The organism is Aliarcobacter faecis (assembly GCF_013201705.1).
Lineage (GTDB): Bacteria > Campylobacterota > Campylobacteria > Campylobacterales > Arcobacteraceae > Aliarcobacter > Aliarcobacter faecis.
In genome coordinates this window covers 358,778-380,491 of the sequence record NZ_CP053837.1, presented here as the reverse complement: position 1 = coordinate 380,491, position 21,714 = coordinate 358,778, and the positions used below count along the sequence as shown (strand labels likewise).

Below are 21,714 nucleotides of genomic sequence, written 5' to 3'. Positions count from 1 at the left end.
CTCTTAAGAATTTAATATCTCTAAAGTTTTAGAGTCAATTGCTTTATGAGTATTAAAAGCACTAACATTTGCTTCATAAGATCTCATAGCTTCTATTAAATCAACCATTTCAATAACAGGATTTATATCTGGATATGCAACATAACCATTTTCATTTGCATCTGGATGAGTTGGGTCATATCTTAAAACTGGTTTTGCATCACTTTCAATAATAGATTTAACACCTACACCTCTTAAAGATATATCTGAACTTTTATTATTTGTAGTTTCAACATCATTTGAATTTGTTTTTTGTTTAGAGTTAGCAAGTAAAATATCATGAAAAACAACTTGTTGTTTTTTATATGGACCACCCTCTTGTGTATGTGTTGTTTTTGCATTTGCAATATTTGCACTTACTACATTTATTCTTGTTCTTTGAGCCGTCATTCCTGAGCTTGAAACATTATATCCATCAAAAAAACCCATAATTTGCTCCTTTTACTAAATTTGCATTCTTGTAATTTCTCTATATGCACTTATTGCTTTATTTTTAACTTCTAGTGCAAGTTTTAAAGAAAGTTCTGCTTCTTCAATTCTCTGAACAGCTTCTTGAAGATTTGTAACCTTCCCTGTTGCTATTCCTTGCATAGCATTATATCCTTCAATTTGTTCATTGTTTAGCTCTTCTAGTGAGTCATTTAACAACTCTTGGAAAGATTTTGAATTACTTGAAATTGGTTCACTTATTTTATTTGCTTGATCTAATTTTACATCATTTAAAGAGTTTATAATTGATGATATATTCATATTTTACTCCTATTTCTTACTATCTTTTTCATTTGAATCAATAACATCTTTGACTACAAGTTCATTTAGCATTGCATTTATCTTATCTTCATTATATTTAAATTCAAACTCTTTTCTCTTATTCTCTAAACTAAATAAACTAATGATTAATGATATCATAATATTACTCAAACCTTTTAAAAGTAAAGTTATAAATACTATTCCAACTATCATTTCAATTGGAGTAAAAAGTTCAGAATTAAAAAGAAAAAATAATAAAGTTGCAAAAAAACCAGTAGCTATATATGTCTTAAATAGTCCACTGTTTATTAAGTTTTGTGAAAATCTCTCTATTACCATTTTTTACCAACAATATAAAAATAATAAAAAATATTTTTAAACAAAACAAACCTTCATTCAATATTTAATAATAAATTTCTAAGCACTAATTCCATTTGTAAACTAATTTCATCATTTCTAAACTCATTTACAAATACTTTTCTAAGCCTACTTGTTGTTGCAATATTTGAACAACTTGAAATATTTCCTAAATATTTTACCATAAAATCTGATTTTAAACTATTTTTTTTTGCTAAAGTTATTAGAGAGTTACAAATATTCTCTCCTATTTGATAGTTTTTTGTATGATTAAAACATAGCATTAACTTTCTTTTATTTAAAGAGAGCATTTTCATTAAAGCATAAACATCTGTTAAAGCACTTGGATCTGTTGAAGTAATAGCCAAAATATTATCAGAAATCGCTAAAAACTCTTTTACATAATCATTTAATCCAGCCCCTGTATCAACCAATAAAAAATCAAAACTATCTAAAGATAAAATATCTTTTACAAAATTTGAGAAAACAAAACTATTTTTAAAAGAACTATATTCAAATGAGCTAATTCCAGCAAATAAATAGATATTTTCATAAGGAGTTTTTGTAATAGTCTGCTGTAAAGAACACTTTCCCTCGATATAGTCAAAAAAACTATTTTGTGGTTTTACATCAAATAAAACTTGTAAATTTGCTAAACCAATATCAGCATCTAAAACAGCAACTTTATACCCCTTTTTACTAAGTAATATTGCTAAATTTGATGTAATTGTAGATTTCCCAACTCCACCTTTTCCAGAAGTTATTGTTACTATTTTTGTCTTATAAGAGTTTTTTTTTACTCTATTAGCCAATTCTACAAGCTTACTTGCTTGTAATGAGATATTATTATACAAAACCTATCTTCTTATACATCTATTATTCATAAAACAATCTATCAAAAAATTTGAATCAGATACTATTAAATCATCAGGAACATTTTGCCCAATAGAAAAATATGTAATAGATTTTTTTGTTTTATGTGAAAATGAGATTAAATTACCAAAACTTTTCGTTTCATCAAGCTTTGTAAATGTCAAATAATCAATTCCCAATCTTGTATAAGTTTTATAAATCTCTAATAAATCACTATATTTTACATTTGCAGGAAGCACCAGTATTTTTTCAATATTCAACTCTTCTACTCTTTTTTGATACTCATTTATAAGTTCAATTTTATCAATATCATATTGACTTGAACCTGCTGTATCTATAAAAATATAGTTACAATCTTTTAATCTTAAAAGTGCTTCTGAGAAATCTTCTGGGTTTCTTACTATCTCTAAAGGAAGTCTCATAATATTTGTATATGCTTGAAGTTGTTCTATTGCACCAACTCTATAAGAATCCAAAGTTATAACTCCAACTTTATAATTTTGTCCTAATTTATAAGCATACCTAGCAGCTAATTTTGAGATAGTTGTAGTTTTTCCAACTCCTGTTGGTCCTACCATCATAATAACTTTTCTTTGAAATTTTCTTAATGGAACTTCATGTTTTATAGGAATTACTCTTCGTAAAATTAATCTAAAAAAATCATCTATTTTCTTTGGATTTGATTTAAAAGCTAAAGGAAGTTGTTTTATAGTCTTTTTCATAATTGTATAAGTCATCTCAGCATCAAACTCATTTTGCTCAAAAATATTATACATAGATGCAAATTCAGGAGGAATTGTCAAATCATAAAGTTGACTTTTTGGATTCCAAATAGATTTTTGAACCTGCTCTAAAGCTGATTGCATTTTTAAAATCTCTTCTTTAAAATCGTATACTTTCCCACCACCATAAGTTTCGACACTTTTTTTACTAATTACTGGCTTATCTTTTATCTCTTTTTTCTTAAAATTATCTTCAACTGCAACAACTATTTCATACATATCTTGCCCATTCTCCAGAGCATTTGATACCTTTTTTGTTGATAACACTATAGCATCTTCTCCACACTCTTTTTGTGCAAGTCCTAGTGCAATTGTAGGTGTTTCTCCTAAGAAAGAGAGCATATTCATTTTAATCTTCCATCTTTATATATTTGCTCAATTGTGCCATCAAGGTTTTTAAATCTAATAAATTCACTATTTTCATAGATTATTTTTCCTTTTTTTTCTATTTCAAGACCACCAAAACTAAAAACTATAGTCTCATCTTGAAACTTTTTTATATCTTTTTTACAAATTATTGTATTTTTATTTATATAATGAGTTGCTACATAAACCTCAGTTTGTATCTCTTTTAAAGTTATTGGCTCACATGATTTATTTACATTTGATATATTTTGTACTCTTAATTTTGTAGCAACAATTTGTTCATCAAGTTTAATAGCCTCTTTAGATACAACAACACTAGTAGCCAATAGTGTGATATTTAATAGTATAGTTAATAAACTAAGCTTTAATATCAAATATTCTTCCTCCATTTACACTACTAAACTCAGCTACAAGCTCTTTATACATATTTTGAATAGGTAAAATAATAACTGAAAGTTTTCTATTTAATTCATATAAATCTTTAAGATTATTTTCTAATTTATCAACTTCTGCTCTATAAATATTTACATCAACCCCTTTTTCTAACTCTTTTATTAGCTCTTTATTTAATTCTGCTTTATAAGAAATAATATCATCAATTAAAGTCTGTTTTATATCATTTCTTTTTAAAAGATTTTCATGTTTTGCATCTTTGATATCTTGTATATCTTCATTTATAGATTGCTTTAAACTATCTATTTTTGAATTCATTTGTAAAATAACATTTTCTATCATATTTTTCCTTATTTATTATTCTTACTTAAAAATTCAAACAACATATCACTAATTCCAAAAGTTCCAGAAGAGGCATCAGAAATAGCTTGAATATACATACTTTTTACAATATCACTTCCTGCTTCTTCTCCTGCTATATTTGTATTTCTTAAAGATACATCCATAATTTGATTTATAAAAAATGACTCAAAATCATTACTAATCTCTCTTAGTTTTTTCTCATCATCTATGCCATCAGTTTTTAAATCATCAAATTTCTTAGTATTTAAAATGTCTTTATTAATTAAATTATTACTATTTATTTCCATTTCACAATCCTATTTGAGCAAGTTTTAACTCTTCATTTCCAATTCTTTTAATCTTTAAACCAAATTTACCTTCAACAATCACAGCTTCACCTTCCCCTATTTTTACACCATTTACTAAAACTTCTAAAGGCTCATTTACCATCTGTTCTAACTCTATAATCTCTCCAACATCCCATCTTAAAATATCTTTTAGTAAAACTACTTTCGTTCCCAACCTTACACTTAGTTTTAATTTTACATTTTGCAAAAGTTCAAGATTTTTTGAAACATAAGGGATTGAATTATGAGTTGGTGCTAGTGTATGAACAGGTGCTTTTATTTTTGGTTCTTCTTCTACTATAGCTTTAGAAGAAGCTCCTGTAATTTGTGAAAAATATGGAGAAATTTCATCTTCAAAAGATATTATTATAGAATAATTTGAACCCTCTAAATCCATAATAAAATCAAAACTATTTGACTTAGGAACTATATTTAATTCACTAATATCTTTATTTTTTATCTCAAATTTTATACTTCCAATATCAGAAAATCCTTGTGCATTTGTAACTGTACAAAAACTTCCACAAACATTTGAAACTATTTCATTTAGGGCATCTAAAGTCTCATCATCTAAATTATCTTTTAAATCTCCCATTCCACCTAGCATTAAAAATTCAAAGTTTGTTGCACTTTTTGTTGGAATAAAAAACTTTATAAAAGATGAAATATTTTTAAAATCAAATTTTGTTTCACAAAATATTACTTGTTGCCCTTCAAAATTTGAAATTTCAAAAGGATTAATATTACTAACTTTTGCTTTTTTACCCAATAATTGTTCTAAAGTATTTGATAACTCTTCTTTTAAGATATTTGATAAATCTGATGCCAAATTTGTGCCTTATATATTATTTTTTTCAAGCTCTTCTAGTAAATATGCTTTTAATCTCATCATATCCTCTGTTGGAAATTTTCTTTCAATATCACCTCTAGTTACTTTTACAAAAAAATCTTTTGATTCTTTGTTATAACCAAACATAATATTGTCTAAAATAACCTCATTTTTATCAGCTACTTTTTCTGATATACCTTTTTTATACTCATCTTTGTCAATAAGTTTTGTCTCTGTTTTTATCTCTTGTACTTTTTGACTTTTTTCTATTACATTTTCTTTTGCATTATCTATAGATGCTATCTTCCCAATTTGCATAATAAACCTCCAAAAATAACGATTATAGGTTATTATATCTAAAAATTATTAAATAAATTTAGCTATTTTATAAAGATTCTAAATACTCATCAAATCCAACTAATCTAAAATCAATTAAAGAGTCTAAATATGGTTTATTTAAAAACTGTTTTGCACTAAAAATTTTTAAATCTTGAATAAGTTGTATTGCAGTTAAGAAATCTGCATCTTGGTCATTTAAAAGTGATTTTATAAGCGTTATTTGAATAGAAGCATCATTATATCTTCCTGCCTCAAGTAAAGCAGCAACAATTAAATACATAGTATATTTATCTTCTAAATTATACTCATTTTGTAAATATTCCAAAGTTTTAATTGTCTCATTTGGAAGATTGTAATGTAGATCTCTAATAGCTTTTGTTCTTAAATAAGAAGGAGATTTTCCCCCAATTATTTTCATATCTGCCTTATTAAATATTCCCAAAGATTTCAAAATATCCATATAATATTTTGTAACTACCAAAGGTCCTTCTAAAAAATAGTTATTTAGCGTAAGTGGTATTGTATCTTGAAGCCTTGCGTAATAATCAAAATCACTCTCTTTTGGTTTTCTTTGAACAAGTCTTATTAAAAGAGTAAGGGGGTCTTTTATATACTCATTTAAAAGTGGATGTGCAACTAAATTTTTTTTATCATTCATAGCTTTTAAAAAATCTAATGCTTGGAAAAAAATTGTATTTTCAAAATTTTCTGCCCCATCATTAAAAACAAATTGGGAGTTTATAAATTGTTTATAAACCTCTTTTCCAAAATAATTATACATTCCACTATTTGATTTCATAGAATTTTCTATATATTCTTTGTCTTTTATTGTTGCATTTATTTTATTAGCAGATACTAAATAAAGTGCTAAATATAATTTATTTCCTGGATTAAGTTTATATGCTTTTTCAAAATATTTGTAAGCATTATTATAATCATTTATTTGAGCATATGAAAGAGCTAAATTATAATAAATATATGATTTTGTATCATCTTTTAACATCTCTTTTAACTTTACAACTCTTAAGATGGGATCACCTTTTACTAAAGCTAAAAATTTTGCATTATACTCAACCATTCCCTCTAAATTTAAAATATTATCCTTATCATTATATATAAATCCCTTTATACTATCATAAATAATCTCCTGAGAATCAGAAAATACGAAAGGGGCAAAGTAGAAAAGGAAATCAACTTTTCTATCATTATCAAAAGTTAAAACAGAGTTCAAATATTCATTTGATGTAAATTTACTTTGATTAAAATACATCTCCAAAGGTAACTCCAAATTTGCTTTAAAAGTTAATCTTCTACTATTAATCTGGTCTAAAGTCTCTTTTAATTTATCAAGCCTATTTAATTTTAAATCAACAAAAGAACTAATCCACAATATCTTATCAATTGTATTTGGGTTTTGAGTCTTCTCTTTTGCTTGATTTAATAGTAAAGATGCTTTTTCATAATTTTTTAACTTTATATTTAAAAGTGCCTTTTTTAAATCAACATTAAAATCAATTGTATTTAAAACTTCTAAAGCAGCTTCATAATCCTTTAAAATTACATAAGTATCTGCTAGCATTCTTTTTGAATGACTTGATAAATTTTTATCTTTTCTTGCAACTCTTACTATAGTATCTAAATACTTATTATCTTTTGAAATTTGGTAAAGATAATAACAAGCCGATAAATAAGAGAAGCTTTGAGTCTTTGAAATATTTTCATTTTCATAAATCTTATTAAGGTATAAAATCGCTTTATCTATATGATTTAGTTTAAAATATGCAATTCCCATATTTAAATAAGAGGGTACTTCAAGAATTTTTGCAGTTTTTAAAAAAAGCCGAATAGCCTCTTCATACTCTTTTTTATTTAAGTGTAAAACAGCTTTATTAAAATCCACTTGTAAAGCTAAATTTTCTTGAGATTTTTTTAATTTCTCAAACTGAAACAAAATCTCAGGTTGAGACTCTATTAAATCATTATTTGCATATAAAATATTTATAAAGAAAAAAAAACTTAGAACTATTTTATATATAAATTTCATAAAAAAACCTAAACCATAACATTTACTTGAGCATACAACTCTTCATTTCGTCTTTCTAACTCATCTACCCTATTTTTTAAGTTCATATTTTCAACTCGTACTTCTTGTAAATCATTTCTTGCAACTTCAAGATTTCCTTGACTATTTTTTAATGTATTAGCACTAATTTTTACCTGTTTTTCATATCTATCAATGATACTTTCAAGCCTTGCCATATCTTCTTGTATAATATTTTTTTCTTCATTTACTTTTTTATATAAAGATTTATAAATACTTGCTGTTGAAAAGAAATAGAGTAATAATATACCCAAAACTGCTATTAATAAAAAATTTTCCAAAAACCTCTTCCTAAAATAATTTCTTAATAGAAGAGAAAATCTCTTCTATTAAACTTTTAACTATCTCTTTAAATTAATAAGAGTATTTAATAACTCATCTGCTGTTGTAATAGATTTTGCATTTGCTTCAAATGCTCTTTGAAATATCATAAGATTTACTAAGCTATCACTTAAATCTGCATTTGAAAGCTCTAGTGCTCCACCTCTTACTTCTGCTGTTTTATTATTATTTAAATTATAAATTGGATCACCTGATTCTGTTGTTTTTGCAAAAAGGTTATTTCCTTGTGCCTCTAATCCTCTATTATTATTAAATCTTGCTATTGCTACTTGCCCTATTGCAAACTCTGCTCCATCTTGTTTCATAGTAATTAACCCTGTACTATCTACAGAAAATGTACCAAATGGAGAATCAGATATATTTAAAGTATCTAGTCTTAATTGAATACTTCCTTGTGATGCTGTTTGATCTACTATTGTTTTTATCTCTAAAAATTCAGCCCCTGCTCCCTCTCTTCCTGAATAATTCTTATTTACTTCTATTGGAGTTGTTCCTGACATTAAATTTCCACTAAATTCAACATCATAGTTATCATCTCTTGTTTGAATTACTAAATTTCCATTCACATATCTAGCTTCAACATATTTTGATAGGTTAGGATCTGCATTTATTAGAGCAATAATCTGATCAATACTTCCACCAGAAACATCCACAGGATCTGCAACTGGAGGATTTCCATTATCATTTGGAATTGGAATATTCATTCCTAACTCTTTATCATAAATTGTAATTGAATATTCAAAAGCTGTATTTGTATCAATCCCCAAATCAGTAGGAGTATAAACATCTTGTTGCTTACCACTAATCAATCTTGATAATGCATCTTTTGCTGTATTTACTGCTGCTATCCCTGACCCTTGTGATGCTAATGATGTTGATTGATAGTTCCCTTGTACTACTTGTCCTGCACTTGATTCCGATACTTCTGTTATTTTAAACTCTTGTCCTGGGATTAATGATTTTATTTGTATTATCCCTTTCATCATATCCCCTAGATATGTTGATGTCTTATATGTCTCATTTATATTAAATGCTCCTGATTCCCCTCCGTCTATTGCCATTGTTGCTTCTACTGGCAATTTACTTGATATCTGATCTGCTAATGCTTTATATGTCTCTATTTTCCCTGCTGCTTTATCATATGCTGCTATTTGTGCTGGAGTTAATGTCCCTGTTGGATCTACTAATCCTTCTGTATTAGGATCTGTTCCTTTATCGATTAATTCATTCCACAACTCCTCTCTAAACCCTTGTGTTGAGTTTGTCAATATAAAGTTCTGTGATATTGTTTGTCCATTTATTACTACTTTTATTTGGCTCCCATCATTCCCTATTATAGAGTCTGTCCCCGATTTAAAATCTATTTGTGATACTTGTGCTATTGAGTTTGATGATGGTCCATCTGGCTCTTCTTGTAGTTTTTGAAGCCATGCTGTATAATTCTTTATTGCTTCTTCTATATCTGATACTTTTGATGATTTACTTTTCGCTCCATCTCCGCTAAACACTGTTGTTGAATCACTTTTTGCTGTTGTATTATAATCTGTTGATTTTGCTGTTACTGTCTCTACATATGTCCCATGTCTTATTATCTTTGAACCTAACATTTTATTATATTCATTTGTGAACACACTTGTATTTGGGTTTGTACTTGTTACATTCTTTTGTGTATCTATTGGTTGCATAATCCAACCTTGTACTTCATTCCCTCCTGCATCTTGTAATGTTCCATTATCTCCCATACGGAAATTACCTGCTCTTGTATAAAATGTCTCTGCTGTTCCTAAGCTATTCTTATTTATTACTGTAAAAAATCCATCTCCTTCTAGCATCATATCATACTCTACTCCTGTTATTTTTGTGCTACCTTGAGTATATATCTTCTCTGCATCTTGTACTATAGATCCCTTCCCTATTTTACTTTGATACATCTGATCTGCAAATGATATTCTTGATGATTTATATCCTACTGTATTTACGTTTGCTATATTATTTGATTCATTATCTAATGCTTTTTGTTGTGATGATAATCCTGATACCCCTGTCCATAATGCGCCTATCATTTTATATCCTTTGTTTTAAGGTAAATGAACTTAAAGTTCATATCTTTATATTAAAATTTTAATACAAAAATATAGACTTTATTTAATCATATTAATAGCCGTTTGTAAAAACTCATCAGATGTTGTAATTGATTTTGAATTTGATTCAAAAGCTTTTTGATAAATCATTAACATACTTAAGGTATCAGCCATATTTACATTTGCATTTTCTAAATATTTTGATACTAATTTATTTGTACTATCTGCATTTGTTGCAGGTCCTGACTCTTTTGTAGATGAATATAAATTATTTCCTTCAGCTTTTAATCCAACTTCATTCTTAAAATTTGCAGTTCCTATTCGCCCAACTAAAAAATTATTTCCTTCTACACTTACAAAAACAAAGCCATCATCACTTATATTTATATCACCTTTTGCATCTTGAACTAAAGTTAAAGCATCTAATCTTGTATTTAGTCCACTATTATCAAATCCAGCATTTATACCATAGGATAAAATATTTGTAACTTCTAAAAACTTTGCATCTGCTCTTTCAAGAGCTTTTTTTAAAGCATCTCTAGCAGATTCAACCATTCCTAAACCACTTCCTTGTTTCGCTTCTTGTATTTTTGTAGTGCTAACTTCACTTAAACTTATATTATCATTTACTATTGCATCATAAACTCTAAACTCTTTACCCATAACAAGATTTTCAATAGTAAAAACACCTGTTGATGTATCTACAGTTGAAGAAAACCCTTTAAGATTTGAAATCTGGTCTGATAATTTTTTTAATGTTGTCTCTATATCTGTATCAAAATTTTGTCTAATTACATTATTATCTATGCTAAGGCTTATAAAATCATTTTCATCTTGTAAATCATTTAAAACTTTTGAATAATCTACTTTAGATATTTGATTTATTGAGAAATCTGATTCTGTATTTGGATTTGTTTGAAAAAGTTTTAACTTATCACTATAATCATATAAAAGAGCATCTACATCATTTATTTTTGAGCTAGAAGTTTTATAATTATCTCCACTTAAAACTTCATCATCACTTTTTGCACTATTTATATAATTTGTTGCTCTAGAATTTATATTATAAGCAACACTATTTGAATTTATTGTTATAGAACTAAGATTCTTCATATACTCATCTGTAAAAATAGTTTCACTAGGGTTTGAGGAGATTACCCTTTTTTGTTGAGGAGTAAGTCCCATAACATTTAAATTATCTTGAGTCTTTAAAAATCCATCTTCTGCTTGAATAAAATTTCCAGCCCTAGTATAAAAATTTTGTCCATTTTTATCTTGAACTATAAAAAATCCTTTCCCATCTATTCCTACATCAATATTTGAATTTGTTGGTTTTAAATTTCCTTGTTCAAACTGTTTTGAAATAGTTTGTGTATTCACACCTTTTCCATAGCCATATGTATATAGAGCATCTTCAAAAGTTATTAAATCTTTTTTGTGTCCAACTGTACTTATATTTGCAGCGTTATTAGACTCAACATTAAGTCCTTTTTCATAACTTACAATTCCAGACATTCCATTCCATAAAGCTCCTATCATTTTAAATCCTTAAAATACAGCAGTTATCGAAGTAAATGGAATTTGTTCAATCTGATCAGAATATACAGGAATTGTTGAACCAGTTAATTTAAAATCATGTTCTTTAACTTCATTTCCATCTTGATCTAATATTACAGGTTTCCCATCTTTTATAAGTGGATTTCCAATACTTTCTAAAGCTATTGTTTGTCCTGTTTTATTACCATCATCATCATAAATATAACCTGCAGCATCATAATTTATAATCTTTGTTTTAGAAGAATCTTCTGGATCAGGTATACTTACAATTTGCTCCAAATATAATAATCTTTGAGCACTTAAATAAATTTCTCCGTCTATATTTTCAATAGAATTTACCCTAAATGCTTTGTTTGAAACTCCATCTTCTGCTAATGTTCCATTTTCAACATGTTTTCCAATTACTCCAACTGCTGTTGAAATTGAAGATTGTGCAAATGATTTTTGTATTGATTCAAGTGTTTTTACCATACTTAAGTTTGAATTTAATGTACTCATTTGCATTTGAGTCTCAAGCATTCTTGATGAATCCATAGGTTTTGTCGGATCCTGAAGTTTAAGCTCCTCAATCATCAATTTTAAAAAATCATTCGTTGTTAAGGAATCATTACTAACACTACTTGTATATGTGTTACCATCAATACCTGTACTTGTATTTACACCACTGATTTCAGCCATTTTATTCTCCTTATATTATATGCTCTTCAAAGAAGTATCTAACAACATTATCTGAATCCATAGCATCTTGAACTCTAACTGCTAGTTTATCATCCATAACAATAATATCGCCTGTTCCAATAATTCTTGAATTTACATAAATCTCACCACCAGAACCACCTGGTTTATGTAATGAAACTATGTCACCTTCTGTTAGTTTAATAAATTCGCCAATACTTATATTTGTACTTCCTAGCATAACATCTACAACTATTTCAGTATCTACAAGTAAATCGTAATCTCTTTCACTAATTTCCATTTAAACTCTTTTATAAAAACTTTATAGATTATATCATAAATTTTGTTATTTAAGTAAATTTTATATTACCAAATCCAAAGTTTCGAGCATTGAAGATACCTTAGATTCAATACTTCCATCAAAATTTCCTAAATCACTCGCTATTACAACACCCCCTGCAATAACATTTGCATCTTTTAACAATTCAATAAATGGTTCCAATTTTAACTCATTTTTTAATATCTCATAATCTTTTGGATTTAGATGAATTTGTACCTTTGATGCTGCTTTAATCTTTTCTAGTAAGAAAGTTATTGTCTGTTTCGCTATCTTTGTTGAATTCTCTCCAACTTCAATAGAGATTATTTTTTGAGCTAGAGCTATTGAAGTTTTTAATAATTTTGTCTCCATTTGAAAAGTTGCTTGTTCAAAAAAAGAGGCATACTGTTTTAAATCTTTTATTGCTTGAATAACTTGGACATCTATATCTCGCCCCTTAATACCATCATTTTCAATATTTATAATTTTTTGTGAAATTTGATTTATTTTCTCATTCAAATTCCTAATCTCTATTAAAACAGGATCAACTTTTCCATTGATATCTCTATCATTTAAAACAGTATTTGTATTTTCAATAATATTTGATTCAACATTACTATTTATAAAATTTCCTAACTGATATTTTTGGATATTTTCATCATTATTTATAACTTTTGCATTTGAATAAACATTATCAGCCATTAGTTAGTCTCTCTTTCAATAATACCCTCTTCTATCATTTTCTGAGCAATATCAAGCATTTTTCTTTGTGCTGCTTCAATATCTTTTATTTTTACTTTTGTAAGCATTTCACTCTCTTCTATAAATCTCTCTTTTACCCTTTGAGACATAGCACCTGTTACTTTTTCTATCTGCTCTTCTGTTGTATTTTTCATAGCAATCGCAACTTCTGTCGATTCAACACCTTGTAATATTTTCATAATATACTCTGAATCTAAATTTAATAAATCTTCAAATACAAACATATTATCTTTTATTCTACTTGCTAATACTGTATCAATACCATTTATATTTTTAAGTATATCTTGTGCTTTTGGACCCATTTTGTTTAACATATCAGCAACAACTCTAACTCCACCCACATCAACAATAGAAGATAAAAGTGATTCCAATTTTTTCTCTAAAACTGAAGATATTGTTCGTACAACATCAGGAGAAACATCTTTTATTGTTGCAACTTGAATTGTAACTTTTACTCTTACCTCTTCATCTAATTGCATTAAAACATCTGAGGCTTTAGAAGGGTCCATATGTGCTAAAATAACTGCTATTGTATGAGGAGATTCGTCTTTTATAAAATCACTCAACTGTTTTGGATTTATTCCATCAAGATATGCAAAAGCTTGAGAAGCTAACTTCATTCTTGAAAGTTTTGCTAAAACCTCATCAGCTTCTTCTTTTCCTAATGATTTATATAAAATATCTTTTGCAAAATCATAACCACCAGAACTAATAAAACTTTTACTTCTAGTATAAAGATGAAACTCCTCTAAAACAGCTAAAGATACATCTTTATTTATTGAAGAAATTTGAGTAATGGCAGTTGAAATAGATTCAACTATATCTTTTGGTAAGTGCTGAAAAATTTTTACAGTAGAATCTTCTCCAATAAGTACAAAAAATCTTGCAACTTTTTCCAACATTGACATCCCTTTTAGAATATCATCTTCAAGCGCTCTTGCCATTATCTACCTTTTTTTAAAATTATTATTTCCTTCAGTTAATAACAATTCTATCATTCTTGCTACTTCTGCTGGATTATTATTTATCTCTTTATCAAGCTCTTCAATAAATACCTCATACTTTGCAGCTGATTCTTCATCAAGTCCATCAATATTATTTAGGATTTGACTTTTTACTTTTGATTTTAATCTTCCTTGAGCACTACTTAATTCAAACTCTTGTTCTAGATTTGATAACATATCATCAACTAATCCATCATCATTTGATTGATTCTTTGATCCAGCTTTTCCTTTAGAGTTTCCAACACTATCTCCTAAAACAACTATCTCATTTGAAGCTATAAATTTTTTATAGAAAATAAATAGTAAAATTGCGGCAATCAAATATTGAATATAATCCCCAAACTCTTGTAAAAATGCTTTTATTTGACTCATTGTATCAAAAGAGCTAGAATCTTTTATTATTACATTACCATTCTCATCTATTGTTTGTTCAACTTGTTCAAGTGGCTTTACACCAATAAATTTAAAATCTTTAACAGTAACTTTATCACCTCTAGCTTGATCATAACCTATTGTATTTTGAACAATAGACTCTAAAGATGCTATAAACTCATCTTTATTTGGAATATCTTTCAAAACACTAGAATCAAAAGTAACCGCAGCAGTAATTCTCTTTATATTTGTATAGTTATAATCTTTTTGAGAAACAACTTTTCTTGATATTTCATAATTTGTAACGGTATTTGTTCCTTCATTATTTGAAGCAATATTTGAACCACCAGATGAACTGCTTGGCTCTTGAATATTATTATCAGCTCCTGCAACTCCTCCACTATTATTTGGCATACCTTGAGCTGAACTTGTATTTTCTATAACTTGTTGAGATCTTATAGTTCCCTCAGGATTATAAATCTCCTCTTCTATATCTTTTTTAATAAAATCTAGTGCTAAAGTAACCTTTGCAACGACTCTTCCAGCTCCTACAAAGGGCTCAAGAAGAGCAACAATTTTTTTAGAATAATCCTCTTCTAAACTATCTTTATATTTTGTTTGTGTTACTGATTTTTGATTACTCTCATCTTCACTTGAAAGTTCAAGTAAGTTTCCATCTTGATCAATTAACTGAATATTCTCTTGTTTTAAATCTGGAACTGCTGAAGCTATAAAATTTTTAATACCATCTATTTGTTTTTGTGTTAAAAAAATTCCTGGTTTTACTGAAAGAATAGCTGAAGCTGTTGTTTGACCTTTTTTCTCTGTAAATATAGTATCTTTTGGAATAGCAATTTTAACACTTGCTTTTAATACTCCATTTAAAGCCTCTAAAGATCGACTAAGCTCTCCTTCTAAAGCTCTTAAATACTTTACTTTATTTTCAAAATTTGTAGTTCCTAAAGATGATTTTTCAAAAATCTCCCAACCAACATGCTTACTTGTAGCAGCTTCACTTGTTACTAACTTTATTTTTGCAATATTTACGAACTCTTTTGAAGTTTTTAAAGTTAAATTATTTCCACTTCCAATAACTGAGAACTGTATTCCTGCTGCTTCAAGCTCTTCACTTGCTAACATAACTTGAGATTTTGTAAGGTTAGAAGCTATAGTATAATTTAACTTTTTATCTTCAGCTTTAATATTTGAATAAACTAAAAAACCAACTAATACTATAAATAATACAGAGAAACCTCCAATTATTACTGCTCTTTGAGCTGTATTTAAATTATTTACAAACTTTAAAAGTTGATCCATAAATACCCTATATTAATTTTTTGAAGATGACTCAATCATATTTCTAAATAATCTTGAATCTCTTTTTATTGCTGATTGAATTGCATCAATTATCACTTTATTTTTAGATTGTTCACCTAATTGTGAATCTAAATTTACATTATTTCCATCATTTTGTTCTTGTAAACCTTTTACTTCAACTAACCTAGGATTTGATAAATTTGAAGCTATATCTACATTTTTCATATGTTTTGTATTTGTTTGATTCATTTGTAAAGAGTTTTTCATAGATAAATTTAATTCATCATCAAAAACTAACTCTTTTGTTTTATAATTTGGAGTATTTATATTTGCAATATTACTAGATATTACTTTTTGTCTTTCTGCTCTAAAATTCAACTGTTCAAAAAGAGTGCTTGATATATTACTTGCGTGCATTATCTAGTATTTCCTCCTACTTTTTCAATTAATCCTGCATTTATCTCATCTATACTTTTTATAGCCTTTTGAGATTGTTCAAACCTTCTATGTGCATCAATTAACTCAACCATAGCAGTTACAGAGTTTACATTTGAACTTTCAACTGCACCTTGAACTATCATATTATCATTATTATCAAAAACTTCTAATTCATTTGCATTTTTTGGTAAATAAGTATTATTCCCTATTTTATCAAGGTTTGTATAAGCTATTTTTGTAACTCCTATTTGAGCAACAAATCCATCTTCAATAACAACTGGTTCATTATCTTGGTTTAAAACACTATTTCCATTTCCATCTACCAAAAAACCGTCAAGATTTTTAAATGCTCCATCCCTTGTATATACAATATCTCCTTGTTGATTTTGAACTTTGAAAAATATATCAGAAGCATTTAATGCAAAATCTAAATTATTTCCAGTCATAACAATTGGACCCATTTCACCATTTATATATTTTGAATCAATTTTTGGAATATTATTTGTCACAATATTTTCTTTTGTAGGAGTCTGATTTGCTTCTTGAACTCTTTTTAAATAGTAATTAAAAGTAGTTTCAGTAGTACCTTCTTGTTTAAAACCATAAGTATTTGTATTTGCTAAATTGTTACTTATTTGATCAATCCTATTAATTTGATTAATCATTGAAGCTGTTAATGGATAAACACCTTGATTCATACTACCTCCTACTAATTATTTTTTAGAAAACTCTTCTATTAATTTATCTAAATCATCTCCTGCTAAATCCTCATTTTCATCACCATGAATATGTTTTGCAACCATAATCTCTTTTGAACTTCCATCATCTTCAAAAAGATTATTTAAATATAGAGATAATTTTCTAATTACAAACATTACTCTTTCAATTTTTTGTCTATTTATATCATTAAACTGCATCAACTCCATTGCTTGGAAAATAGAATTATCTTCATCATTTAAAATATTCGTTAAATTCTTAAGTGAAGCATACATCTTATTTATATTTTCTAAATGCTCAGAAAAAACTTTGATATTTGGAAACTTTTGACTTAAACTATTAAGTAATAAAATTTGAGAAGTTAAAGATTTCTCACACTCTTTAAAACTATCTCTAATCACACCATTATTATCTAAAGCTAGACTTAAGACATCAAATATCTTTGAAACTTTTTCTTCAGAATCATTTGCAACTTGAGTTAATTGACTAACAACCTTTGTATCACTTTGAGCAGGAGTTGGAATTATCCCTTCATTTATCTTAGATGATGTCCAATTTTTCACAATATCATCCTCATTTATTTGGTTGTCTTGCTCAGAAAAACCCTCAAAATTAACATTTGTATCAAAATCTTCTATTGTTTCTATTACTTTTTCTTTATTCTCAAATACATTTGTGGATTCAATATCTTTTAAAAGATTTTCTATTTCATCTGTATTTGTTAATACCCTATTATCTTCTTCTTGATTATCTATCTCTTTTGTTTGAGATATTAACTCTTCAATCTCTTTTGTATCTACTTTTACAGGCTCTTCAATCTCTACTAATTCTGGTTTTGACTTATCTTCATCTACGATATCTAAACCATTCATCAAAGCTTCGATTTCTTCTTGACTCATACTCATAATAAAACCTTAATTATTTTTTTAAAACCCCATCTAACTTCTCTTTTAGAACCTCTGCACTAAAAGGTTTAACAATATAGTTATTAACTCCTGCTTTTAAAGCTGTAATAACCTCACTTTTACCACCCTCTGTTGTAATCATAATAATAGGAGTTTTTTGATGAGTTCCTTCACCTCTTACTTTTTTAACAAGCTCTAATCCATTCATATTTGGCATATTCCAATCTGTTAAAATAACATCATAATGAGCTTCAGTCAGAAGTTTCCAAGCTTTTAGTCCATCTTCTGCTTCATCAAAATTATCTTTTCCAAATCCTAATTGCATAACTACATTTCCGATAATTCTTCTCATTGTAGAGCTATCATCAACTATTAGAATCTTCATTCTTTTTTCCTCTGTTTGTTTTAAATATAATTTTCAATAAGTATGCATTATATAGAATTTGTTTTAAATTTTTACTTAATATTATTAAAAATAATTTATCACTTTATCAACTTTTAAACATTGCTAAAATATAATTAAAAGATATGTAATAAAAAGGATTTTCTATGATTAGAGGATTATACACAGCAGCTACAGGAATGAACTCAATGCAACATCAAATTGATGTTACTTCAAACAACATTGCAAATGTTAATACAACAGGATTTAAACAAGATAGAGCAGAATTTCAAGATTTAATGTATGAATCATTGAACTATACAGCAGGTCAAACAACACAAACTACTTTAAATCCAACAGGAATTGAGGTAGGACTTGGAGTAAGAATTTCAAATATTCAAAAAAACTTCACTACAGGTGATATGAAATTAACTTCAGGAACACTTGATGTAGCTATTCAAGGAAAAGGATTTTTTCAAATCACTCTTCCTAGTGGTGAAATAGCATATACAAAAAATGGAAGCTTTAAACTCAATCCTGATGGAACTATAATAAATGGAAACGGATATACTTTATCTCCAGAGATTGTTGTACCTGATAATACTAGAGATTTAACTATTGGAAAAGATGGTCTTGTAACAGCAACAGATGCTCAAACTGGAGATACAGTTGAACTAGGTCAAATAACTTTAGCAGATTTTATAAATCCTGCAGGATTAATTCCTTTGGGAGAGTCATTATTTATGCAAAGTGATGCTTCTGGTGATGCTTTAGAAGGAAATCCAACAGAAGATCAATTTGGAAGTCTGCAACAAGGAATGCTTGAAGGTTCAAATGTAAAATTAGTAAATGAAATGGTTGACTTAATAACAGCACAAAGAGCTTATGAAGCAAACTCTAAAGCAATTACAACTGCTGATAATATGTTAGATATTGTAAATAGACTTAAAAATTAATTTTTAGTTTAAAAAGATGAATTTAGAAGAGTTAAAAAAAAGAAGAGAAGAAAATTTTCTAGCTCATAAAAAAAAGAAAAAAGCTTATTATCAAAAAAGTAAAATTAAAAAACAAGTATTTGATTATGAAGCTGAATTAAATAGTGATAATTTCTTAAATAAAATCAAAGAAATAGCTCATAAGCAAAAAAATTATATTGACAAAAGAAAAGATGCAATTATAAAAAAGATTGCCAAATATAAAGAGTCGAAAAAAGAGTATTATGAACAAAATAAAGAGAAAAGACTCCAATATGATAAAGAGTATAGAGAAAGAAAAAGAGAAGAATTAAAGCTCTATAGACAAGAATATTATAGAAAAATGAAAGAAAATAAGCAAACAAGTGAGTAAAAATATGGCACAAGAAAATCAAGAGAGACAAGTAGATGAGCAAGTAGAACAAATAGCACCAGTAATAAATGAAAAAAAGAAGTTAAAAAAACCTTCTTTAAAAATTATACTTATATCAATAATTGCTTTTTTAGTTTTACTTTTAATTATTGGATTTTCTATAATAATTTTCTCTTCAAAAGAAGAAGCCCCTGTTGAAGTTAAAGAAGAAGTTACAGTTAAAGAGGAAGTTGTAGAAGAGAAAGAAGCTGAAGTAAAATTTGATTTAAGTAGTATAAATTCACAAAAGCTAAATGAACAACTAGCTAATCTTACAAATAAAAATCTTCAAAAAGAGCCTGAAAATATAAAAGAAAATGAAGAGAGTAGAAGAGTTTTAGAAGAACAAAAAAGAATAGAAGAGGAATCATTAAAAATAGAAGAAGATTTAGTTCTTAAACAAAAAGAGTCACTAGAAGAAAAAAAAGCTGAATTAGAAATTGAGATGCAAAAACTTGAAGCTTTAAAACAAGAAGCAGTTATGGCTAGAGAAGAGTTACTAAAAGCCCAAAATACAAATCAATCACAACAAAATGAGCTAGAAAAAGAAGATAATAGTCCTAAAATAGTAAAAAAAGAAGAGCCTAGTAAAGAATCTATAGAACAAAATAGTGGAGAGTTTTTACAGCTAATAAATGTTGCAAAAATTAAAGGTGTTTTATATAAAAAATATCTTGATAAAGCTACAAGTATAGACTCAAACATTCTTATTTGTAGAGATGATTTAAATAGAATTGAACTTTATTATGGACCATTTACAAGTAATGAATTAAGAGAAACTCTATTAAATAGACTTTTAAAAAATGGATTCTCTCAAGCATATGAAGTTGAAATGACAAAAGATGAGTTTGATAAAAGATGTAATTATTAAAATATTAAGAATTTTCTAAAATATCAAAAGCGTTTTTTACAAAAATCTTTTTATTTTCTATCTCAATTTTTTCGATAAAACTATCAAAAATATGAGGTATTAAAAATATTTTTGGTAAATTTTTAGCTATAAGTTCTGGAGTTGTTTGAACTTCTAAATAATCATTTAGTGGGTATCTGTGAATATCTTTTACAGTTCCTAATTTTAAATCATTTTCAAAAATCTCACAAGATATTAAATCAAACCAAAAAAATTCATTCTCTTTTAGTTTACAATACTCTTTTGTAGCTTCTTGAGTAGTAAAAAGTTCACTATTTGTAAGTTTTCTTGCTAAATCTACATCTAAATACTCTTCAAATCTTATTAGCTCTTTATTTGAATTATATTCAAGAACTTTTAGAGCTAAATTTCTATTTGTTGTAAAAACAGCACCTTTTTTAAATTGCTCAGGAAAATCAGAGTCAATAAAAAGCCTTAAATGACCTTGAAGACCAACTGCTTTCCCTAATTTTGCAACATAAACTTTATTCATCTATTTTGTAACTACTTGTATTTTATAAGATATTCCATCTTTTGCTTTGCAACCATTTGCAATTGTTTTTAAAGCATTTATCATATTTCCGTTTTTTCCAATAAGTTTTCCTATATCAACACTATTTACACTTATTGTAATTTCAACAAAATTTTCATCTATTTGCTCTTTTGTAACAACAATATCTTCTGGAACTGCAACAATTAGTTTTGCATAGTTTTCTATAAAATTTATTATCATAATTTAGTCTAGACTATTATCTTGAAGCTAGTTTTTTAACTTTTTCAGATGGTTTTGCACCAACACTTAGCCAGTAGTTATATCTATCTTCATCAATTTTTAAAACTTGTGGTTCAACAACTGGGTTAAAATAACCAATTGATTCAATCCATCCTGAATCTCTTCTTTTTCTTGAATCTGTTACAACTATTCTGTAAAATGGTTTTTTGTTTCTTCCCATTCTTGTTAATCTAATCACTGTCATGTTTTCTTTCCTTTATTTAAATTATAGTATTGAATTCTAAACTCTATTAAGT

Annotated in this window: 29 protein-coding genes; 3 read left to right on the top strand and 26 right to left on the bottom strand. The window is 27.2% G+C overall.

Annotated features, from left to right (window positions below; all coding sequences use genetic code 11):
* Positions 1 to 3: 3 nt before the first annotated feature.
* The 23 genes from flgC to AFAEC_RS01815 form a co-directional block, all read right to left on the bottom strand.
* Positions 4 to 468 (bottom strand): flagellar basal body rod protein FlgC, encoded by a 465-nt coding sequence (flgC, locus tag AFAEC_RS01925; RefSeq protein ID WP_026806499.1) that lies wholly within the window; start codon positions 466 to 468, stop codon positions 4 to 6.
* Positions 469 to 483: 15 nt separating this feature from the next.
* Positions 484 to 789, bottom strand: a complete 306-nt coding sequence (fliE, locus tag AFAEC_RS01920) for a flagellar hook-basal body complex protein FliE (RefSeq protein WP_034216696.1) — start codon at positions 787 to 789, stop codon at positions 484 to 486.
* A 9-nt stretch (positions 790 to 798) separates the two neighbouring features.
* Entirely contained in the window at positions 799 to 1,128 is a 330-nt protein-coding gene (locus tag AFAEC_RS01915; protein WP_026806497.1) for a hypothetical protein, read from the bottom strand.
* Between the two features lie 53 nt (positions 1,129 to 1,181).
* Positions 1,182 to 2,000, bottom strand: coding sequence for a P-loop NTPase (locus AFAEC_RS01910; RefSeq protein WP_026806496.1), 819 nt, complete (start codon positions 1,998 to 2,000; stop codon positions 1,182 to 1,184).
* 3 nt (positions 2,001 to 2,003) lie between these two features.
* Complete coding sequence (gene flhF / locus AFAEC_RS01905) at positions 2,004 to 3,149, bottom strand: flagellar biosynthesis protein FlhF (protein ID WP_026806495.1); 1,146 nt, start codon at positions 3,147 to 3,149, stop codon at positions 2,004 to 2,006.
* On the bottom strand, positions 3,146 to 3,541 hold the full coding sequence (locus tag AFAEC_RS01900; RefSeq protein WP_026806494.1) for a hypothetical protein: 396 nt from the start codon (positions 3,539 to 3,541) through the stop codon (positions 3,146 to 3,148). The genes flhF and AFAEC_RS01900 overlap by 4 nt, the downstream gene beginning before the upstream one ends.
* Entirely contained in the window at positions 3,525 to 3,902 is a 378-nt protein-coding gene (locus AFAEC_RS01895; RefSeq protein ID WP_026806493.1) for a hypothetical protein, read from the bottom strand. Before AFAEC_RS01895 ends, AFAEC_RS01900 begins: the two co-directional genes overlap by 17 nt.
* 8 nt (positions 3,903 to 3,910) lie before the next feature.
* Complete coding sequence (locus tag AFAEC_RS01890; protein WP_026806492.1) at positions 3,911 to 4,210, bottom strand: rod-binding protein; 300 nt, start codon at positions 4,208 to 4,210, stop codon at positions 3,911 to 3,913.
* Position 4,211: 1 nt separating this feature from the next.
* On the bottom strand, positions 4,212 to 5,078 hold the full coding sequence (locus AFAEC_RS01885) for a FliM/FliN family flagellar motor switch protein (RefSeq protein ID WP_026806491.1): 867 nt from the start codon (positions 5,076 to 5,078) through the stop codon (positions 4,212 to 4,214).
* Between the two features lie 9 nt (positions 5,079 to 5,087).
* Positions 5,088 to 5,396 (bottom strand): flagellin, encoded by a 309-nt coding sequence (locus tag AFAEC_RS01880; protein WP_026806490.1) that lies wholly within the window; start codon positions 5,394 to 5,396, stop codon positions 5,088 to 5,090.
* 67 nt (positions 5,397 to 5,463) lie between these two features.
* A complete protein-coding gene (locus AFAEC_RS01875) occupies positions 5,464 to 7,461 on the bottom strand; it encodes a tetratricopeptide repeat protein (protein WP_026806489.1) in 1,998 nt (665 codons plus the stop codon).
* Positions 7,462 to 7,469: 8 nt separating this feature from the next.
* A complete protein-coding gene (locus AFAEC_RS01870) occupies positions 7,470 to 7,799 on the bottom strand; it encodes a hypothetical protein (protein WP_026806488.1) in 330 nt (109 codons plus the stop codon).
* Between the two features lie 60 nt (positions 7,800 to 7,859).
* On the bottom strand, positions 7,860 to 9,923 hold the full coding sequence (locus tag AFAEC_RS01865) for a flagellar hook-basal body complex protein (RefSeq protein ID WP_026806487.1): 2,064 nt from the start codon (positions 9,921 to 9,923) through the stop codon (positions 7,860 to 7,862).
* 78 nt (positions 9,924 to 10,001) lie between these two features.
* A complete protein-coding gene (locus AFAEC_RS01860) occupies positions 10,002 to 11,480 on the bottom strand; it encodes a flagellar hook-basal body complex protein (RefSeq protein WP_026806486.1) in 1,479 nt (492 codons plus the stop codon).
* Between the two features lie 9 nt (positions 11,481 to 11,489).
* Positions 11,490 to 12,176 (bottom strand): flagellar hook assembly protein FlgD, encoded by a 687-nt coding sequence (locus tag AFAEC_RS01855; RefSeq protein ID WP_026806485.1) that lies wholly within the window; start codon positions 12,174 to 12,176, stop codon positions 11,490 to 11,492.
* 10 nt (positions 12,177 to 12,186) lie between these two features.
* Complete coding sequence (locus AFAEC_RS01850; RefSeq protein ID WP_026806484.1) at positions 12,187 to 12,474, bottom strand: FliM/FliN family flagellar motor switch protein; 288 nt, start codon at positions 12,472 to 12,474, stop codon at positions 12,187 to 12,189.
* Between the two features lie 60 nt (positions 12,475 to 12,534).
* Positions 12,535 to 13,194: a FliH/SctL family protein gene (locus tag AFAEC_RS01845; protein ID WP_026806483.1), complete on the bottom strand. Its 660-nt coding sequence runs from the start codon at positions 13,192 to 13,194 to the stop codon at positions 12,535 to 12,537.
* Positions 13,194 to 14,198, bottom strand: a complete 1,005-nt coding sequence (fliG, locus tag AFAEC_RS01840; protein ID WP_026806482.1) for a flagellar motor switch protein FliG — start codon at positions 14,196 to 14,198, stop codon at positions 13,194 to 13,196. Before fliG ends, AFAEC_RS01845 begins: the two co-directional genes overlap by 1 nt.
* A 3-nt stretch (positions 14,199 to 14,201) precedes the next feature.
* The gene (gene fliF, locus AFAEC_RS01835; protein ID WP_026806481.1) at positions 14,202 to 15,947 is read right to left on the bottom strand and encodes a flagellar basal-body MS-ring/collar protein FliF; all 1,746 of its coding nucleotides are present in this window, start codon (positions 15,945 to 15,947) and stop codon (positions 14,202 to 14,204) included.
* Between the two features lie 12 nt (positions 15,948 to 15,959).
* Complete coding sequence (flgB, locus tag AFAEC_RS01830; protein WP_026806480.1) at positions 15,960 to 16,364, bottom strand: flagellar basal body rod protein FlgB; 405 nt, start codon at positions 16,362 to 16,364, stop codon at positions 15,960 to 15,962.
* On the bottom strand, positions 16,364 to 17,083 hold the full coding sequence (locus tag AFAEC_RS01825) for a flagellar hook-basal body protein (protein WP_026806479.1): 720 nt from the start codon (positions 17,081 to 17,083) through the stop codon (positions 16,364 to 16,366). Before AFAEC_RS01825 ends, flgB begins: the two co-directional genes overlap by 1 nt.
* Positions 17,084 to 17,098: 15 nt before the next feature.
* Positions 17,099 to 18,001, bottom strand: coding sequence for a hypothetical protein (locus AFAEC_RS01820; RefSeq protein ID WP_172658617.1), 903 nt, complete (start codon positions 17,999 to 18,001; stop codon positions 17,099 to 17,101).
* Positions 18,002 to 18,020: 19 nt separating this feature from the next.
* A complete protein-coding gene (locus tag AFAEC_RS01815) occupies positions 18,021 to 18,392 on the bottom strand; it encodes a response regulator (protein WP_026806477.1) in 372 nt (123 codons plus the stop codon).
* A gap of 164 nt (positions 18,393 to 18,556) precedes the next feature.
* Here AFAEC_RS01815 and flgG point away from each other — a divergent pair, with 164 nt between their 5' ends.
* Genes flgG through AFAEC_RS01800 form a run of 3 tightly spaced genes read left to right on the top strand, consistent with a single transcriptional unit; the run spans position 18,557 to position 20,646 of the window.
* Positions 18,557 to 19,345 carry a flagellar basal-body rod protein FlgG gene (flgG, locus tag AFAEC_RS01810; protein WP_026806476.1) on the top strand — a complete coding sequence of 263 codons (789 nt, stop codon included), beginning with the start codon at positions 18,557 to 18,559 and terminating at the stop codon, positions 19,343 to 19,345.
* Between the two features lie 16 nt (positions 19,346 to 19,361).
* Positions 19,362 to 19,736: a hypothetical protein gene (locus AFAEC_RS01805; RefSeq protein WP_026806475.1), complete on the top strand. Its 375-nt coding sequence runs from the start codon at positions 19,362 to 19,364 to the stop codon at positions 19,734 to 19,736.
* The gene (locus AFAEC_RS01800; RefSeq protein WP_026806474.1) at positions 19,729 to 20,646 is read left to right on the top strand and encodes a hypothetical protein; all 918 of its coding nucleotides are present in this window, start codon (positions 19,729 to 19,731) and stop codon (positions 20,644 to 20,646) included. The genes AFAEC_RS01805 and AFAEC_RS01800 overlap by 8 nt, the downstream gene beginning before the upstream one ends.
* Before the next feature lie 4 nt (positions 20,647 to 20,650).
* Here AFAEC_RS01800 and rimM read toward each other — a convergent pair whose 3' ends face one another.
* The 3 genes from rimM to rpsP are packed head-to-tail and all read right to left on the bottom strand — an operon-like array spanning position 20,651 to position 21,662.
* Positions 20,651 to 21,178, bottom strand: coding sequence for a ribosome maturation factor RimM (gene rimM, locus AFAEC_RS01795; protein WP_026806473.1), 528 nt, complete (start codon positions 21,176 to 21,178; stop codon positions 20,651 to 20,653).
* Positions 21,179 to 21,418 (bottom strand): KH domain-containing protein, encoded by a 240-nt coding sequence (locus tag AFAEC_RS01790; protein WP_026806472.1) that lies wholly within the window; start codon positions 21,416 to 21,418, stop codon positions 21,179 to 21,181.
* A gap of 16 nt (positions 21,419 to 21,434) precedes the next feature.
* A complete protein-coding gene (gene rpsP, locus AFAEC_RS01785) occupies positions 21,435 to 21,662 on the bottom strand; it encodes a 30S ribosomal protein S16 (RefSeq protein ID WP_024775527.1) in 228 nt (75 codons plus the stop codon).
* Between the last annotated feature and the right edge of the window lie 52 nt (positions 21,663 to 21,714).

Coding starts and splice junctions, on each gene's coding strand:
- AFAEC_RS01865 (WP_026806487.1), bottom strand. CDS start 9,923: ATGATAGGCGCATTATGGACAGGGGTATCAGGATTATCATCACAACAA.
- AFAEC_RS01875 (WP_026806489.1), bottom strand. CDS start 7,461: ATGAAATTTATATATAAAATAGTTCTAAGTTTTTTTTTCTTTATAAAT.
- AFAEC_RS01895 (WP_026806493.1), bottom strand. CDS start 3,902: ATGATAGAAAATGTTATTTTACAAATGAATTCAAAAATAGATAGTTTA.
- flhF (WP_026806495.1), bottom strand. CDS start 3,149: ATGAATATGCTCTCTTTCTTAGGAGAAACACCTACAATTGCACTAGGA.
- AFAEC_RS01915 (WP_026806497.1), bottom strand. CDS start 1,128: ATGGTAATAGAGAGATTTTCACAAAACTTAATAAACAGTGGACTATTT.
- AFAEC_RS01850 (WP_026806484.1), bottom strand. CDS start 12,474: ATGGAAATTAGTGAAAGAGATTACGATTTACTTGTAGATACTGAAATA.
- fliG (WP_026806482.1), bottom strand. CDS start 14,198: ATGGCAAGAGCGCTTGAAGATGATATTCTAAAAGGGATGTCAATGTTG.
- flgC (WP_026806499.1), bottom strand. CDS start 468: ATGGGTTTTTTTGATGGATATAATGTTTCAAGCTCAGGAATGACGGCT.
- AFAEC_RS01805 (WP_026806475.1), top strand. CDS start 19,362: ATGAATTTAGAAGAGTTAAAAAAAAGAAGAGAAGAAAATTTTCTAGCT.
- AFAEC_RS01790 (WP_026806472.1), bottom strand. CDS start 21,418: ATGATAATAAATTTTATAGAAAACTATGCAAAACTAATTGTTGCAGTT.
- AFAEC_RS01825 (WP_026806479.1), bottom strand. CDS start 17,083: ATGAATCAAGGTGTTTATCCATTAACAGCTTCAATGATTAATCAAATT.
- AFAEC_RS01860 (WP_026806486.1), bottom strand. CDS start 11,480: ATGATAGGAGCTTTATGGAATGGAATGTCTGGAATTGTAAGTTATGAA.
- AFAEC_RS01890 (WP_026806492.1), bottom strand. CDS start 4,210: ATGGAAATAAATAGTAATAATTTAATTAATAAAGACATTTTAAATACT.
- fliF (WP_026806481.1), bottom strand. CDS start 15,947: ATGGATCAACTTTTAAAGTTTGTAAATAATTTAAATACAGCTCAAAGA.
- AFAEC_RS01845 (WP_026806483.1), bottom strand. CDS start 13,194: ATGGCTGATAATGTTTATTCAAATGCAAAAGTTATAAATAATGATGAA.
- AFAEC_RS01820 (WP_172658617.1), bottom strand. CDS start 18,001: ATGAGTCAAGAAGAAATCGAAGCTTTGATGAATGGTTTAGATATCGTA.
- flgB (WP_026806480.1), bottom strand. CDS start 16,364: ATGCACGCAAGTAATATATCAAGCACTCTTTTTGAACAGTTGAATTTT.
- rimM (WP_026806473.1), bottom strand. CDS start 21,178: ATGAATAAAGTTTATGTTGCAAAATTAGGGAAAGCAGTTGGTCTTCAA.
- rpsP (WP_024775527.1), bottom strand. CDS start 21,662: ATGACAGTGATTAGATTAACAAGAATGGGAAGAAACAAAAAACCATTT.
- flgG (WP_026806476.1), top strand. CDS start 18,557: ATGATTAGAGGATTATACACAGCAGCTACAGGAATGAACTCAATGCAA.
- AFAEC_RS01880 (WP_026806490.1), bottom strand. CDS start 5,396: ATGCAAATTGGGAAGATAGCATCTATAGATAATGCAAAAGAAAATGTA.
- AFAEC_RS01815 (WP_026806477.1), bottom strand. CDS start 18,392: ATGAAGATTCTAATAGTTGATGATAGCTCTACAATGAGAAGAATTATC.
- AFAEC_RS01855 (WP_026806485.1), bottom strand. CDS start 12,176: ATGGCTGAAATCAGTGGTGTAAATACAAGTACAGGTATTGATGGTAAC.
- fliE (WP_034216696.1), bottom strand. CDS start 789: ATGAATATATCATCAATTATAAACTCTTTAAATGATGTAAAATTAGAT.